Here is a 16,074-nt window from a genome sequence, read left to right on the forward strand (position 1 = left end):
TGCGCCCGTCCCTTGTGCTCAGCGGGTTTCGTTGAACAGTTCGCGGCCGATCAGCATCCGGCGGATTTCGCTGGTGCCGGCGCCGATCTCGTAGAGTTTCGCGTCGCGCAGCAGGCGCCCGGCCGGGAACTCGTTGATGTAGCCGTTGCCGCCGAGAATCTGGATAGCCTCCAGGGCCATTTGCGTGGCGCGTTCGGCGGTATAGAGGATGACCCCGGCAGCGTCCTTGCGGGTGGTCTCGCCACGGTCGCAGGCCTGGGCCACGGCGTACAGGTAGGCGCGGCTGGCGTTGAGCTGGGTGTACATGTCGGCGATCTTGCCCTGGATCAGCTGGAACTCGCCGATGCTCTGGCCAAATTGCTTGCGGTCGTGGATGTAGGGCACTACCAGGTCCATGCAGCTTTGCATGATGCCAGTCGGGCCGCCGGAGAGCACCACGCGCTCGTAGTCCAGGCCGCTCATCAGTACGCGTACGCCGCCGTTGAGCTGGCCGAGGATGTTCTCTTCGGGCACCTCGACGTCATCGAAGAACAGCTCGCAGGTGTTGGAGCCGCGCATGCCCAGCTTGTCGAACTTGTTGCTGCGGCTGAAGCCGTTCCAGTCACGTTCGACGATGAACGCAGTGATGCCGTGTGCGCCCTTGTCCAGGTCGGTCTTGGCGTAGATCACGTAGGTGTTGGCGTCGGGGCCATTGGTGATCCAGGTCTTGCTGCCGTTGAGCACGTAGCGGTCGCCGCGTTTTTCGGCGCGCAGCTTCATCGAGACCACGTCGGAGCCGGCGTTGGGCTCGCTCATGGCCAACGCGCCGATGTGTTCGCCGCTGATCAGCTTGGGCAGGTACTTGAGCTTTTGCTCATGGGTGCCGTTGCGGTTGATCTGGTTGACGCAGAGGTTGGAGTGCGCGCCGTAGGACAGTGCCACCGAGGCCGAGCCCCGGCTGATTTCTTCCATCGACACCACATGGGCCAGGTAGCCCAGGCCAGCGCCGCCGTATTCTTCCGATACGGTGATGCCCAGCAGGCCCATGTCACCGAATTTGCGCCACATGTCGGCAGGGAACAGGTTGTCGTGGTCGATTTGCGCGGCACGCGGCGCCAGTTCGGCGGCGACGAAGCTGCGCACCTGGTCGCGGAGCATGTCGATGGTCTCGCCCAGGGCGAAGTTCAGGGAGGGGTAATGCATGGGGGCACCTTCTTGTTCTTGAAATAGGGAAAGCACAGTGTCTTTTTCACCTTTACGTTAACGTAAACCTGCCTTCTATTACTGTCAATCTCAGCATCACCTTTACGTAAACGTAAATCTGCGCCAGAGTATCTCCCGCTTGCTCCAATCGTGCCCAGAACAACCACAAGAAGGGACACCCATGAGTCAACCGAGCTATACCCGCGGTCGCCAGGACCGGCCCTTGCTGACCCTGACCATCGGCCAGGCCTTCGACGCCACTGTGGCCCGTTACCCCGACCGCGAAGCGTTGGTGGTGCGCCATCAGGGCCTGCGGTACACCTGGGGGCAGTTGGCCGAACAGGTCGATGTACACGCCCGCGCCTTGATGGCCCTGGGCGTGGGCACCGCCGACCGGGTCGGCATCTGGGCGCCCAACTGCGCCCAGTGGTGCATCCTGCAACTGGCCAGCGCCAAGGTCGGCGCGATTCTGGTCAACATCAACCCGGCCTACCGCGTGGGTGAGCTGGAATACGTGCTGCGGCAGTCTGGCTGCCGCTGGCTGGTGTGCGCCGATACCTTCAAGACGTCCGATTACCACGCCATGGTCCAGGAGCTGGTACCGGAACTGGCTGCAGCGGCCCCCGGTGAGCTGGCCAGCGAACGCTTGCCCGATCTGCACGGGGTGATCAGCCTGGCCTGCAACCCGCCGCAGGGCTTTCTGCCCTGGCCTGCGCTGGCAGAGCGGGCAGGGCAGACGCCTGCCGAAGCCTACCAGGCCCGCCAGCAGAGCCTGCAGTTCGACCAGCCGGTGAACATCCAGTACACCTCCGGTACCACTGGCGCACCCAAGGGGGCGACGCTCAGCCACTACAACATCCTCAACAACGGTTTCATGGTCGGCGAGAGCCTGGGCCTGACCAGCGACGACCGCATGGTGATCCCGGTGCCGTTGTACCACTGCTTCGGCATGGTCATGGCCAACCTCGGTTGCATTACCCATGGCAGCACGATGGTCTACCCCAATGACGCCTTCGATGCCGAGCTGACCCTGCGAGCGGTTGCCGAAGAGCGCGCCAGCATCCTCTACGGCGTGCCCACCATGTTCATCGCCATGCTCGACCACCCGGCCCGCCAGGGCATGGACCTCTCGACCCTGCGCAGCGGCATCATGGCCGGCGCCACCTGCCCGATCGAGGTGATGCGCCGGGTCATCGACCAGATGCACATGGCCCAGGTGCAGATCGCCTACGGCATGACCGAGACCAGCCCGGTATCACTGCAGACCGGCCCGGATGACGCGCTTGAACTGCGCGTGACCACGGTCGGCCGCACCCAGCCGCAGCTGGAGAACAAGCTGGTGGATGCCGACGGCTGCATCGTACCCAGGGGCGAAATCGGCGAATTGTGCACCCGTGGCTACAGCGTGATGCTGGGATACTGGGACAATCCGCAGGCCACGGCAGATGCCATCGACCCCGCGGGGTGGATGCACTCGGGCGACCTGGCGGTGATGGACGAAGAGGGCCATGTGCGCATCGTCGGGCGCAACAAGGACATGATCATCCGCGGTGGCGAGAACATCTATCCACGCGAGCTGGAGGAGTTCTTCTATACCCACCCGGCGGTGGCCGATGCGCAGGTGATCGGCATTCCGTGCAGCAAATATGGCGAAGAGGTGGTGGCCTGGATCAAACTGCATCCGGGGCATAGCGCTACGGTTGATGAGCTGCACGGCTGGTGCAAGGCACGTATCGCGCATTACAAGGTGCCGCGGCATTTTCGCTTTGTCGACGAGTTCCCGATGACGGTGACGGGCAAGGTGCAGAAGTTTCGGATGCGCGAAATCAGCTCGGCGGAAATTCCGGCGGTCTCTGCGGGTTGACAGGTTTGCGCTGCCGGCCTCTTCGCGGGTAAGCCCGCGAAGAGGCCAGTGCGGCCACTGTAAAAGCCTCTATCCTTAAGCCTTCACCGGTGGCTCCTGGCTCGGCGGGTCGCCCACTGTCGGCGGTACCGTCGGCTTGATCGGCAGCTCGTCCGGGTCTTCTTCCGGTACGGGCGGCGGCAAGCTGGGGTCGTCGATGTTGGGATCGGGTGTCTCCGGTGGAATGGGAATGTTCATGGCCTGACCTCGCGTGGGTGAATGAAGAGGTGCTGCAGGCTCTGACTGTCAGGGGCTGCCATTCGCTCAATTTTTTTTGAACCCCCACGCCCGCGCTCGGCTCTGAACCCTTACCGCCACCAGCCCAAGGGAGCAAGGTCCGATGTCACGAAACGAGCCCTTCCAGAGCGTGCCTGCGGCGAATGATCACCCGGAGCAGGCCATCAGCCTGTCCCAGGCGTTGCTGGCGCCGCGCATCGTGATCGAAGGCACGCAACCCGCGCTCGACGGTGGTACGTTCGCCGTCAAGGCCATCAGCGGCCAGGCGGTCGCAGTCAGCAGCAAGGTCTACAGCGACGGCCACGACCGCCTGGCCGTGATGCTCAATTGGCGCCAGGCGAACAGCCGGCGCTGGCACTGCGTGCCGATGCAGTCGCCGGGCAATGACCTGTGGCTGGCCGAGTTCACCCCGACCGAGCTCGGCCCGCACCTGTTCAGCATCGAAGCCTGGATCGACCCGTTCGCCACCTACTGCCACGACCTGGAGAAAAAGTACCACGCCGGGGTGGAGGTGAAGCTGGAGCTGGAAGAAGGCAGGTTGATGCTGGGCAAAGGCATCGAGCTGAGCCAAGGCGCGTTGCGTGACGAACTGCAAGCCGTGCAGCAGCGCTTGCCTGGGTTGAGCGCCGATGACCAAGTGGCGGTGTTTCTGAGCGAGAGCACCGCGCGCCTGATGAGCGAGGCCGAGCACCGCAGCTACTTGACCCGCAGCAGTGACTTCCCCCTCGACGTCGACCGCCCCGCCGCGCAATTCGCCAGTTGGTACGAGCTGTTTCCGCGTTCGATCACCGACAGCCCCGAGCGCCACGGCACCTTCAATGACGTGCACGAACGCCTGCCGATGATCCGCGACATGGGCTTTGACGTGCTGTATTTCCCACCCATTCATCCGATTGGCAAGCAGCACCGCAAGGGCCGCAACAATGCCTTGCAGGCAGCGCCCAGCGACCCGGGCAGCCCATACGCCATCGGCAGCGACGAAGGCGGGCACGATGCCATTCATCCTGAATTGGGCACCCGTGAAGACTTCCGCCGCCTGGTAGCCGCCGCTGCCGAGCATGGCCTGGAAATCGCCCTGGATTTCGCCATCCAGTGCTCCCAGGACCACCCGTGGCTCAAACAGCACCCTGGTTGGTTCAGCTGGCGCCCCGACGGCACCATCCGCTATGCGGAAAACCCGCCGAAGAAGTACCAGGACATCGTCAACGTCGACTTCTACGCCCCCGACGCCGTGCCTTCGCTGTGGCTGGCGCTGCGCGATGTGGTGGTCGGCTGGGTCGAGGAGGGCGTCAAGACCTTCCGCGTCGACAACCCGCACACCAAGCCGTTGCCATTCTGGCAATGGCTGATCGCCAATGTGCGCAGCCAGCACCCGGACGTGATCTTTCTCGCCGAAGCCTTCACCAAGCCTGCAATGATGGCGCGCCTGGGTAAGGTCGGCTACGCGCAGAGCTACACCTATTTCACCTGGCGCAACACCAAGCAGGAATTGCGCGAGTTCTACGAACAGCTCAACCAGCCACCGTGGAGCCTGTGCTACCGGCCCAACTTCTTCGTCAACACACCCGACATCAACCCGTTTTTCCTGCACACCTCAGGGCGTGCCGGTTTTCTCATTCGCGCGGCCCTCGCCACCATGGGGTCGGGGTTGTGGGGCATGTATTCGGGCTTCGAGCTGTGCGAAGCCACACCGCTGCCCGGCAAGGAGGAATACCTCGATTCGGAGAAGTACGAAATCCGCCCGCGTGATTTCACCCAACCCGGCAACATCATTGCCGAGATCGCCCAGCTCAACCGAATTCGCCGGCAGAACCGCGCCCTGCAGACGCACCTGGGGGTGGCGTTCTTCAATTGCTGGAACGACAACATCCTGTACTTCGCCAAGCGCACGCCCGAGCGCGACAACTTCATCCTGGTGGCCATCAGCCTGGACCCGCACAACGCCCAGGAAGCCAGCTTCGAGTTGCCGCTGTGGGAGTTGGGGCTGGACGACAATGCCGACACGTTGGGTGAAGACTTGATGAACGGCCACCGCTGGACCTGGCACGGCAAGACCCAGTGGATGCGTATCGAACCCTGGCATCAGCCGTTTGGTATCTGGCGCATAGAAAAGGCCCGTTAGTCCCTCAGGGGCGGTGCTGAACCCGCAATTGAAAGGAGTCACCCATGGCCAAGCGTTCCCGCCCGGCAGCCTTCATCGACGACCCGCTGTGGTACAAGGACGCGGTGATCTACCAGCTGCACATCAAGTCGTTCTTCGACGCCAACAACGACGGCATTGGCGATTTCGCCGGGCTGATCAGCAAGCTCGACTACATCGCCGAACTGGGCGTCAACACCCTCTGGCTGCTGCCGTTCTACCCCTCGCCACGGCGCGACGACGGCTACGACATCGCCGAGTACAAGGCCGTGCACCCCGACTACGGCAGCATGGCCGACGCCCGGCGCTTCATTGCCGAGGCGCACAAGCGCGGCCTGCGGGTGATCACCGAACTGGTCATCAACCATACCTCCGACCAGCACCCGTGGTTCCAGCGCGCCCGCCTGGCCAAGCGCGGCAGCAAGGCGCGCGACTTCTACGTGTGGTCGGATGACGACCAGAAGTATGACGGCACACGCATCATCTTCCTCGACACCGAAAAGTCCAATTGGACCTGGGACCCGGTCGCCGGCCAATACTTCTGGCACCGCTTCTACTCGCACCAGCCCGACCTCAACTTCGACAACCCGCAGGTGCTCAAGGCCGTGATCGGGGTGATGCGCTTCTGGCTCGACCTGGGCGTCGACGGCCTGCGCCTGGACGCCATCCCCTACCTGATCGAGCGCGACGGCACCAACAACGAAAACCTCCCCGAGACCCACCGGGTGCTCAAAGCCATCCGCGCCGAGATCGACGCCAACTACCCGGACCGCATGCTCCTGGCCGAAGCCAACCAGTGGCCCGAAGACACCCGCCCGTACTTTGGCGAGGGCGACGGCGACGAGTGCCACATGGCCTTCCACTTCCCGCTGATGCCGCGCATGTACATGGCCCTGGCGATGGAGGACCGCTTCCCGATCACCGACATCCTGCGCCAGACCCCAGAGATCCCCGCCCACTGCCAGTGGGCGATCTTCCTGCGCAACCACGATGAGCTGACCCTGGAGATGGTCACCGACCGCGAGCGCGACTACCTGTGGAACTACTACGCCGAAGACCGCCGCGCGCGTATCAACCTCGGCATCCGCCGCAGGTTGGCGCCTTTGCTGCAACGCGACCGCCGGCGCATCGAACTGCTGACCAGCCTGCTGCTGTCGATGCCCGGCACACCGACCCTGTACTACGGCGATGAGCTGGGCATGGGCGATAACATCTACCTGGGCGACCGCGATGGCGTGCGCACCCCCATGCAATGGTCGCCGGACCGCAACGGCGGGTTCTCCCGCGCCGACCCGCAGCGCCTGGTGCTGCCGCCGATCATGGACCCGCTGTACGGCTACCAGACGGTCAACGTCGAAGCCCAGGCCCACGACCCGCATTCGCTGCTCAACTGGAACCGCCGCCTGCTGGCGGTGCGCAACCAGCAGAAGGCCTTTGGCCGGGGCAGCATTCGCATGCTCACACCGAGCAACCGGCGCATCCTCGCTTACCTGCGCGAGTACGTCGACCAGGACGGCAACAGCGAGGTGATCCTGTGTGTGGCCAACGTGTCCCGTGCCGCACAGGCCGCTGAACTGGAGCTGTCGCAATACGCCGATAAAGTGCCGGTGGAAATGCTCGGTGGCAGCGCCTTCCCACCGATCGGCCAGTTGCCTTTTCTGCTCACGTTACCGCCGTATGCGTTCTACTGGTTCCTGCTGGCCTCGCACGACCGCATGCCCAGCTGGCACATCCAGGCTACCGAGGGGTTACCCGAATTGACCACACTGGTGCTGCGCAAGCGCCTGGAAGAGTTGCTCGAAGCGCCTTCCAGCGAAATACTCGAAGGCTCGATACTGCCGCAGTACCTGCCTAAACGGCGCTGGTTCGCCGGCAAGGAAGGGCCGCTCGACCAGGTTCGCCTGCGCTATGGCGTGCGCTTCGGCACCGCGACCACACCGGTGCTGCTCAGCGAGCTGGAGGTGCTCAGCGACGGTGTGGCCAACCACTACCAACTGCCCTTCGGCCTGTTGCCCGAAGAGCAGATCAAGAGCGCCTTGCCCCAGCAGCTGGCGCTGTCGCGGGTGCGCCGTGGCCGCCAGGTCGGCCTGATCACCGACGCGTTCGTCCTCGAGCCGTTTATCCGCGCCGTGCTACGTGCCTGCCAGGAGCGCCACCGGCTGCCGTGCGGCAATGGCCTGGGCGAGCTGCGCTTCGAGTGCACCGATCAACTGGCCGGGCTGGGGCTTGGCGAAGACAGCCCGGTGCGCTACTTGAGTGCCGAGCAGTCCAACAGCTCGGTGGTGGTCGCTGACCGGGTGGTGCTCAAGTTGATCCGCCGGGTCAACCCGGGCATTCACCCCGAGCTTGAGATGAGCGCCTACCTGACCGCGGCGGGCTTTACCAATATTTCGCCGCTGCTGGCGTGGGTCAGCCGCGTGGACGAGCACGCCACCCCGCACCTGCTGATGATTGCCCAGGGCTACCTGAGCAACCAGGGCGATGCCTGGGCCTGGACCCAGAACACCCTGGAACGGGCCATCCGCGACGAAATGGAGCCGTCCAGCGCGGCCAGCGAAGCCCACACCGATGCGCTGGCCGAACTCGACGGCTTCGCCGCCTTGCTCGGCCAGCGCCTGGGCGAAATGCACCTGTTGCTGGCGGCACCGACCGAAGACACCGCCTTCCAGCCGCGCCCAAGCGATGCCCGGGACAGCGAACGCTGGAGCAGCCAGATCAGTGCCGAACTGACCCACGCCCTCGACCTGCTGGCCCAGCACCGCGACAGCCTCGACAGTGACAGCCAGGCGCTGGTAGATGACCTGCAGCAACAGCGCGACGGCCTTGCCCAGCACATCGATAACCTCGCGCACCAAGCCCAGGGCGGCTTGCTGATGCGGGTGCACGGCGATCTGCACCTGGGCCAGGTGCTGGTGGTGCAGGGCGATGCCTACCTGATCGATTTCGAGGGTGAGCCGTCCCGCCCCGTGGAAGAGCGCCGGGCCCGGCACAGCCCCTACAAAGATGTCAGCGGCGTGCTGCGATCCTTCGACTATGCTGCTGCGATGATTCTGCGCAGCGCCTCTGCCGTGGACCTTTCCGACCCTGCGCGCAAGGCGCGGCAACGGGTGGCCAGGCAGTACCTGCACCAGTCGCGGCATGCCTTTGTCGAAGCCTATGGCCTGGCCACCGCTGCCATGCCCCACGCCTGGCAACAGGCGGAAGGCGAGCGTGCCGCGCTGGAATTGTTCTGCCTGGAAAAAGCCGCGTACGAAATCACATACGAAGCTGAAAATCGACCGAATTGGCTGGCCGTGCCTTTGCATGGCTTGCATGGACTGATCAGTACCTGGGGAGAGTCATAGATGAATGCAACCACGCGTGAAAACGGCGGTCTTCGGCAACGGGACCTCGACGCCCTGGCCCGCGCCGAGCACGCCGATCCATTTGCGGTACTTGGCCCCCATGGCGATGGCGCGGGTGGGCAGTTCGTGCGCGCCTTCTTGCCCACTGCCCTGAACGTGCGCGTACTGGCGCGCGACGATGGGCGCGTACTCGCCGAAATGCGCCAGGGCAGCCTGCCGGGGCTGTTTACCGCGCACCTTGATGAGGCACAGCCGTACCAGCTGCACATTGCCTGGGCCGGCGGCGAGCAGGTGACCGAAGACCCGTACAGCTTTGGCCCGCAGTTGGGCGATATGGACCTGTACCTGTTCGCCGAGGGCAACCACCGTGACCTGTCGGGGCGCTTCGGTGCGCAGCCGATGCAGGCCGACGGCGTCGACGGCGTGTGCTTCTCGGTGTGGGCACCGAATGCCCGACGGGTGTCGGTGGTGGGTGACTTCAACAACTGGGACGGCCGCCGTCACCCCATGCGCCTGCGTCACAGTGCAGGGGTCTGGGAGCTGTTTGTGCCACGCCTTGGCGTTGGCGAAACCTACAAGTTCGAGGTGCTGGGCAAAGACGGTGTGTTGCCCTTGAAAGCCGACCCGCTGGCCCGTGCCACCGAACTGCCGCCGAGCACGGCGTCGAAGGTGGCCAGCGCGCTCAGCCACCCCTGGCAGGACCACGACTGGATGGCGCAGCGTGCGCAACGTCACGCCTACAGCGCGCCCCTGTCGATCTATGAGTTGCATGTCGGCTCGTGGCAATGCGAGCTGGATGACCTGGGCGAAGTCGCGCGTTACTACAACTGGCGCGAGCTGGCCGAGCGTCTGGTTCCCTATGTGCAGGCGCTGGGCTTCACCCACATCGAACTGATGCCGATCATGGAGCACCCGTTCGGCGGCTCGTGGGGCTACCAGCCCCTGTCGATGTTCGCGCCCACCTCACGCTACGGCAGTGCCGAAGATTTCGCCGCCTTCATCGACGCCTGCCACCAGGGCGGCATCGGTGTGATCCTCGACTGGGTGCCGGCGCATTTCCCCACCGACGAACATGGCCTGGCGCGTTTCGACGGCACCGCCTTGTACGAATACGAGAACCCGCTGGAGGGTTACCACCAGGACTGGAACACGCTGATCTACAACCTTGGGCGTAACGAAGTGCGCGGCTTCATGCTGGCCTCGGCGTTGCTCTGGCTCAAGCAGTTCCACATCGACGGCCTGCGGGTCGACGCGGTGGCATCGATGCTCTACCGCGACTACTCGCGCAAGGCCGGCGAGTGGGTGCCCAACCGCCATGGCGGGCGCGAGAACCTGGAGGCCATCGACTTCATCCGCCACCTCAATGGCGTGGCGGCGCACGAGGCTCCTGGCGCGTTGATCATCGCCGAAGAGTCCACCGCCTGGCCGGGCGTCAGCCAGCCGATCCAGCAGGGCGGGCTGGGCTTTGCCTACAAGTGGAACATGGGCTGGATGCACGACACCTTGCACTACATCCAGAACGACCCGGTGCACCGCACCTATCACCACAACGAGATGAGCTTCGGGCTGATCTATGCCTACTCCGAGCATTTCATCCTGCCGATTTCCCACGACGAAGTGGTGCATGGCAAGCATTCGCTGATCGACAAGATGCCGGGCGACCGCTGGCAGAAGTTCGCCAACCTGCGGGCCTACCTGACGTTCATGTGGGCGCACCCGGGCAAGAAGCTGTTGTTCATGGGCTGCGAATTTGGCCAGTGGCGCGAGTGGAACCACGACAGCGAGCTGGACTGGTACCTGCTGCAGTACCCCGAGCACAAGGGCGTGCAGCGCTTGGTCGGCGACCTCAACCGGCTGTACCGCGAGGTGCCGGCGCTGCACGAACAGGATTGCCAGCCCCAGGGCTTCCAGTGGCTGATCGGCGACGACGCGCAAAACAGCGTGTATGCCTGGCTGCGCTGGAGCAGCAATGGCGAGCCGTTGCTGGTGGTGGCCAACTTCACCCCGGTGCCGCGCGAGGGGTACCGGATTGGCGTGCCGTTTGGCGAGCGCTGGGAAGAACTGCTGAACAGCGATGCCGAATTGTATGCAGGGTCTAATGTAGGCAACCTGGGGGCCGTGGAAAGTGACCAGGTATCCAGCCATGGGCAGCCATTGTCGCTGGCGCTGAACCTGCCGCCGCTGGGCGTATTGATCCTCAAACCGGCCTGATCGATCGGCCAACTCGGTTGCGTTGTAGGAGCGGCCTTGCGTCGCGAAAGGGCTGCGCAGCGGCCCCAGCAATCTCTGCGGCGAAGCTGAAATTCAGCTCTGCGGCGAAGCTGAAATCCAGGGGCTGCTACGCACCCCGTTCGCGACGCAAGGCCGCTCCTACACACAAACCGGGGTTACCGGCTACCAGCGCATCCGCACCCCAAGGCTGCCGATCAACCCATTCAGGTCATTGTCATCCACATCGCTGCTGTAGTCGGCACTCACAAACAACGCCACATTCGGCGTCACCCGGGCTACCAGCCCCAACCCCAATTCCACTGTGGTCGAATACCGCGAGCTGGAAATTTTGTCGACCTGGTCCAGCTTCACCTCGTCGGCATTGCTGAAGTCATACCAGACGTTGGTCCGCACGTAGGGTTCGATCGGCATGCCACGCACCTCGTAGCGCCCGGACAACTTGGCACCGACCCGGCCGCTCCAGCTGGGCTGGCTGTCGAATGCCTGCAGCGTCTCCTCCTGCACGCGGCTGCCGGGGAAAAACTGCTGGTTGATCAACTGTGCCTGCGGCTCGATCACCCAACCCCCGCCCAGGCCGATCGGGTAGCCACCTTCCAGCGAGAAGGTCATGGCATGGCCGCTGTCGTCCAGGCGCTGGCCGCTCTCGCCACGGCCATTGATATCGATACGCGAGCCCATGGCCACGGCATCCAGGTGCCAGCCCCGTTCATGGGTCATGCTCCAGTACACGCCCAGGCTTTCGCCACTCAGGTTCACGGCATTGCGCTGCTTGTCGCCCAGCAGCGGGCGAATGCCATTGAAGCTGCTCTGCAGGTTGTTGTGGCCAACGAAGATGCCCGCGCGGTGCACATTGCCCGCCGTGGTTTCACGCATGAACAGGTCCGGGCCGATCATCAGTTGCTGGCTGGGGGCCTCTAACTGGTCGGGCGGCTGTGCACCGGTGCGCGGGGCACCAGGGAAGAATTGCGACCACTGGCTGGCGACCAGGTCGGCTACTCCCTGGTCGTGGCGCTCGGACATCTTTTCCGAGAATGCGTTGAGGGTACCGATGTTCAACCCGCTGGCGCTGACCGGGTCGAGCGATAGCTGCGGGACCGCCGCTTGTTGCAGAAAACGGGGGGAGGTCGGGTCGTCCTGCAAGTCGAATGCGAAAGTTTCCACCGGGGTTGCCAGAAGCAGCGACGTGGAAACCGCGCAGAAAATGCTGTCGAAGCGCAAGGGATTCGAGGTTCTTTTCATGGCGGATCTCCGTAGTTTTTGTGGTACAGCCCAAGGACCTGGCCTGTTGTCACGAGCTGTACGGCAAAAACAGGGGGCGACCCAAACCAGCACGCCTGCTTTCGCAAACGCGCACGAAGGCGCGAGCTAGAGGCCCGGCGCGAGATCTTTACGACTAGATACTGTTCAGCTAAGGAGAGGTCTGGGCTTGCGTCAAGAAAGCGTGAAGGATCTGTTCATAGCCTGTGATTCGGTACAAGTAGCTGATTTGTTGAGTGAAATACTCGGGGATATCGAAGTTCGCTATTTACCGCTGCTTGGCTATGAAGAATGATTGCTACAGCTTGACCTCGACGGCCAGCGGCAGATGGTCGGAGAGGTGCGTCCAAGGTTTGTGCCCCAGAATCCGAGGTGCATGGCTTTCGGCGTTGCGCAGGTAGATACGGTCCAGGCGCAGCAGCGGCATGCGCGCGGGGTAGGTGCGCGCCAAGTGCCCGTGGTGGCGCTCGAACGCTTCGTGCAAGTCGTTGCGCAGGCCCAAGGTGCGATTGCCGCGCAGCTTCCAGTCGTTGAAGTCGCCGGCGATGATCACCGGGGCGCCTTCCGGCAGTGATTCGAGCAACCTGCGCAGCAGCTGCAACTGTTGCTGGCGGTGGCTTTCCAATAGCGACAAGTGCACGCAGATGGCATGCACCTGGTGTGGGCCGGGCACATCGAGGATGCAATGCAACAGGCCACGGCGTTCGGGGCCGGTGATCGAGATGTCGAGGTTGCGGTGCTCGATGATCGGGTACTTCGACAGCAGGGCGTTGCCATGGTGGCCGTCGGGGTAGACCGCGTTGCGGCCGTAGGCGAAGTCGCTCCACATGCTGTCGGCGAGAAATTCGTACTGGGAGGTTTGCGGCCAACCGGGGTAGCGCGCAGCGTGGCGGTCGTGGCTGCCCAGCACTTCCTGGAGGAAGACGATGTCGGCCTGGGTACTGCGCACCGCCTCGCGCAGTTCCGGCAGGATGAAGCGCCGGTTGAAGGCGGTAAACCCCTTGTGGGTGTTGACCGTGAGTACCCGCAGCCGATGCACGGCCGGGGCCTGGTTGACGGTGGCGAAACCTGCACTGCCGGCTTCGAGGTTCACAGTGGCTCCTCTGTTAAAACGTCACGCTCGGCCTTTGTAGGAGCGGCCTTGCGTCGCGAAAGGGTCGCGCAGCGGCCCCAGCAATCTCTGCGGCGAAGCTGAAATCCAGGGGCCGCTGCGCAGCCCTTTCGCGACGCAAGGCCGCTCCTACAAGGGACCGGTCAGGGCCCTTCGGGTTCACTCTTCCTCGCGTTGCAACACCATCAATAGCATTGAGCGCCCCTTCACCTCGAACGTGCTCTCGAACGCCAAGTGCTGCCCCTTGCGCAACTCTGGCCGGTCGGTATCCACCAGGCAGCTCCAGTAATCACCGTCAGGCACGGTCGGCAACTGGAACGGCACCACGTCATGATGGGCATTGACGATCAGCAGCACCGTCGCCTCGGCGCCTGGCCGGGCGATGCCGCTGACCTGGGCACGCCCGTCGATCAACATGCCCAGGCACCGGCCATGGGGGTCTTCCCATTGCTCGACGCTCATCTCGCTGCCATCCGGCGCCAACCAGGTGACATCCTTGACCCCGATCGCCTCGTTGTAGTCGCCCACCAGAAAGCGTGAGCGGCGCAGCACCGGGTAGGCCAGGCGCAGGCGGGTCAGGCGCTTGACGAAGGCCAGCAGCGCGGCGCCCTCGTCGTCCAGGTCCCAGTTGACCCAACCGATCTCGCTGTCCTGGCAATAGGCGTTGTTGTTGCCGTGCTGAGTGCGGCTGAACTCGTCGCCGGCGACGATCATCGGCGTGCCTTGGGCAAACAACAGGGTGGCGAAGTAGTTACGCATCTGGCGCATGCGCAGGGCATTGATTTCCGGGTCGTCGGTGGGGCCTTCGGCGCCACAGTTCCACGACAGGTTGTTGTCGGTGCCGTCCTGGTTGTTCTCGTCGTTGTCCTCGTTGTGCTTGTTGTTGTACGACACCAGGTCGCGCAAGGTGAAACCATCGTGGGCGGTGACAAAATTGACCGAGGCATAGGGGCGCCGGCCGCGGTTGTTGAACATGTCGCCCGACGCGGTCATGCGCGAAGCGAAGTCGGCCAGCTGGCCTTCGTCACCTTTCCAGAACGCCCGCACGGTATCGCGGAAGCGGTCGTTCCACTCGGCCCAGCCGGGCGCGAAGTTGCCCACCTGGTAGCCACCGGGGCCGCAGTCCCAAGGTTCGGCAATCAGCTTGACCTGGCTCAGCATCGGGTCCTGGCGGCAGGCGACGAGGAACCCGTGGCGTTCGCTGTAGCCGTCATGGTAACGGCCAAGGATGGTCGCCAGGTCGAAGCGGAAGCCATCCACGTGCATCTCACCGGCCCAGTAACGCAGTGAGTCGGTGACCAGTTGCAGCACGCAAGGGTGGCTCAGGTCCAGGGTATTGCCGGTGCCCGAATCGTTGATGTAGTAACGCTTGTCATCGGGCATCAGGCGGTAGTAGGAGGCGTTGTCGATGCCGCGCATGGACAGCGTCGGGCCACGCTCGTTGCCTTCGGCAGTGTGGTTGTAGACCACATCCAGAATCACCTCCAGGCCGGCGTCATGCAGGTGCGCAACCATCTCCTTGAATTCGGCGATCTTGCCGCTGGCCAGGTAGCGGGGGTGGGGGGCGAAAAAGGCAATGCTGTTGTAGCCCCAGTAATTGTTGAGGCCCTTGTCCAGCAGGTGCTGGTCGTTGACGAAGGCGTGGATCGGCAGCAGTTCGATGCTGGAAACGCCCAGGTCCTTGATGTGCTTGAGCAACTCGTCATTGGCAAGGCCGGCGAAGGTCCCGCGCAGCGCTTCGGGCACCGCCGGGTGGCGCATGCTGATGCCGCGGGTATGGGCTTCGTAGAGGATGGTGCGCTCCCACGGTATCTGCACGCGCTGATCGCGGCCCCAGGTGAAGGCCGGGTCGATAACCTTGCATTTGGGCACGAATGGCGCGCTGTCACGCTCATCGAACGACAGGTCGCCGTCGGGGTGGCCGATGGTGTAGCCGAACAGGGCCTCGGACCATTTCAGGCTGCCGACCAGTTGCTTGGCGTAGGGGTCGATCAGCAGTTTGTTGGAGTTGAAGCGGTGGCCGTTCTCGGGCTCGTAAGGGCCGTAGACGCGGTACCCGTAGACCAGGCCCGGGTGCGCGTCGGGCAGGTAGCCGTGGTAGATCTCGTCGGTGTACTCGGGCAGTTCGATGCGTTCGATTTCCTGTTCGCCGCTGGAGTCGAACAGGCACAGCTCAACCTTGGTGGCATTGGCCGAGAACAGGGCGAAGTTGACCCCAAGCCCGTCCCAGGTGGCGCCGAGGGGGAAGGGCATACCTTCGCGAATGCGCGATGGGGCGACTGACCGGGTTTTCTTCGGGATGCGGGGGCTCATGGCGGTCCTCGTGTGGCCGTGGTGAAGGGGGAAACAGTGCAGCGTCTGTGCCGTCTTCTTCGCGGGGCGATCCGACTTGCCCCGCGAAGAGGCCGGTACAGGTTTAACCAGCAGCCGGCTTCTTCACCGCGCGAGGCTTCTTCACCGCTGCAGGTTTCTGAACCGGCTCTGCTGCTACCTTAGGCTTGGCCGGCGCTTTCTTGCGTGGTGCTGCCTTGGGCGCAAGCGCTTCAGCCTCGGCGAGCTTGCGCGCCATGTCCCAGTGGCGCTCCTCCTCACCGACCGGCTTACCTTCCGATTCCCAGATCTGGTAGGCAAATTCACGAATACGTTTTTCATCGACACTCATCATGAC

General features: G+C 63.7%; 11 protein-coding genes. 5 read left to right on the top strand and 6 right to left on the bottom strand.

Features of this window, described 5'->3' with window-relative positions:
- Positions 1–18: 18 nt before the first annotated feature.
- On the bottom strand, positions 19–1,182 hold the full coding sequence (locus LJX93_RS08520; RefSeq protein WP_033696680.1) for an isovaleryl-CoA dehydrogenase: 1,164 nt from the start codon (positions 1,180–1,182) through the stop codon (positions 19–21).
- 181 nt (positions 1,183–1,363) lie between these two features.
- Here LJX93_RS08520 and LJX93_RS08525 point away from each other — a divergent pair, with 181 nt between their 5' ends.
- Positions 1,364–3,046, top strand: a complete 1,683-nt coding sequence (locus LJX93_RS08525; protein ID WP_227696946.1) for an AMP-binding protein — start codon at positions 1,364–1,366, stop codon at positions 3,044–3,046.
- Positions 3,047–3,121: 75 nt separating this feature from the next.
- On the opposite strand, the gene LJX93_RS08530 is transcribed toward LJX93_RS08525, so the two are convergent.
- Positions 3,122–3,283 carry a hypothetical protein gene (locus LJX93_RS08530; protein ID WP_003251307.1) on the bottom strand — a complete coding sequence of 54 codons (162 nt, stop codon included), beginning with the start codon at positions 3,281–3,283 and terminating at the stop codon, positions 3,122–3,124.
- A 142-nt stretch (positions 3,284–3,425) separates the two neighbouring features.
- On the opposite strand from LJX93_RS08530, the gene LJX93_RS08535 reads away from it, so the two are divergent.
- Genes LJX93_RS08535 through glgB form a run of 3 tightly spaced genes read left to right on the top strand, consistent with a single transcriptional unit; the run spans position 3,426 to position 11,017 of the window.
- Positions 3,426–5,444, top strand: coding sequence for an alpha-1,4-glucan--maltose-1-phosphate maltosyltransferase (locus LJX93_RS08535; protein WP_227696947.1), 2,019 nt, complete (start codon positions 3,426–3,428; stop codon positions 5,442–5,444).
- 44 nt (positions 5,445–5,488) lie between these two features.
- Positions 5,489–8,806, top strand: a complete 3,318-nt coding sequence (gene treS / locus LJX93_RS08540) for a maltose alpha-D-glucosyltransferase (RefSeq protein ID WP_227696948.1) — start codon at positions 5,489–5,491, stop codon at positions 8,804–8,806.
- Entirely contained in the window at positions 8,807–11,017 is a 2,211-nt protein-coding gene (gene glgB / locus LJX93_RS08545) for a 1,4-alpha-glucan branching protein GlgB (protein ID WP_033696684.1), read from the top strand.
- Between the two features lie 183 nt (positions 11,018–11,200).
- On the opposite strand, the gene LJX93_RS08550 is transcribed toward glgB, so the two are convergent.
- Positions 11,201–12,277 (bottom strand): autotransporter outer membrane beta-barrel domain-containing protein, encoded by a 1,077-nt coding sequence (locus LJX93_RS08550; protein ID WP_033696685.1) that lies wholly within the window; start codon positions 12,275–12,277, stop codon positions 11,201–11,203.
- Between the two features lie 187 nt (positions 12,278–12,464).
- Between LJX93_RS08550 and LJX93_RS27270 the strand changes: the two genes are divergently transcribed.
- Complete coding sequence (locus LJX93_RS27270) at positions 12,465–12,590, top strand: hypothetical protein (RefSeq protein ID WP_256577300.1); 126 nt, start codon at positions 12,465–12,467, stop codon at positions 12,588–12,590.
- Between the two features lie 3 nt (positions 12,591–12,593).
- On the opposite strand, the gene LJX93_RS08555 is transcribed toward LJX93_RS27270, so the two are convergent.
- From LJX93_RS08555 to LJX93_RS08565, 3 genes are all read right to left on the bottom strand, one after another.
- On the bottom strand, positions 12,594–13,388 hold the full coding sequence (locus LJX93_RS08555) for an endonuclease/exonuclease/phosphatase family protein (RefSeq protein ID WP_227696949.1): 795 nt from the start codon (positions 13,386–13,388) through the stop codon (positions 12,594–12,596).
- 177 nt (positions 13,389–13,565) lie between these two features.
- Positions 13,566–15,719 (bottom strand): glycogen debranching protein GlgX, encoded by a 2,154-nt coding sequence (glgX, locus tag LJX93_RS08560; RefSeq protein WP_227696951.1) that lies wholly within the window; start codon positions 15,717–15,719, stop codon positions 13,566–13,568.
- A gap of 103 nt (positions 15,720–15,822) precedes the next feature.
- Positions 15,823–16,071 carry a DUF2934 domain-containing protein gene (locus LJX93_RS08565; RefSeq protein WP_033696691.1) on the bottom strand — a complete coding sequence of 83 codons (249 nt, stop codon included), beginning with the start codon at positions 16,069–16,071 and terminating at the stop codon, positions 15,823–15,825.
- Between the last annotated feature and the right edge of the window lie 3 nt (positions 16,072–16,074).

This window comes from Pseudomonas sp. HN2-3 (assembly GCF_020691745.1).
Lineage (GTDB): Bacteria > Pseudomonadota > Gammaproteobacteria > Pseudomonadales > Pseudomonadaceae > Aquipseudomonas > Aquipseudomonas capeferrum.

Coding starts and splice junctions, on each gene's coding strand:
- treS (WP_227696948.1), top strand. CDS start 5,489: ATGGCCAAGCGTTCCCGCCCGGCAGCCTTCATCGACGACCCGCTGTGG.
- LJX93_RS08565 (WP_033696691.1), bottom strand. CDS start 16,071: ATGATGAGTGTCGATGAAAAACGTATTCGTGAATTTGCCTACCAGATC.
- LJX93_RS08550 (WP_033696685.1), bottom strand. CDS start 12,277: ATGAAAAGAACCTCGAATCCCTTGCGCTTCGACAGCATTTTCTGCGCG.
- LJX93_RS08525 (WP_227696946.1), top strand. CDS start 1,364: ATGAGTCAACCGAGCTATACCCGCGGTCGCCAGGACCGGCCCTTGCTG.
- LJX93_RS08535 (WP_227696947.1), top strand. CDS start 3,426: ATGTCACGAAACGAGCCCTTCCAGAGCGTGCCTGCGGCGAATGATCAC.
- LJX93_RS08530 (WP_003251307.1), bottom strand. CDS start 3,283: ATGAACATTCCCATTCCACCGGAGACACCCGATCCCAACATCGACGAC.
- glgB (WP_033696684.1), top strand. CDS start 8,807: ATGAATGCAACCACGCGTGAAAACGGCGGTCTTCGGCAACGGGACCTC.
- LJX93_RS08520 (WP_033696680.1), bottom strand. CDS start 1,182: ATGCATTACCCCTCCCTGAACTTCGCCCTGGGCGAGACCATCGACATG.
- glgX (WP_227696951.1), bottom strand. CDS start 15,719: ATGAGCCCCCGCATCCCGAAGAAAACCCGGTCAGTCGCCCCATCGCGC.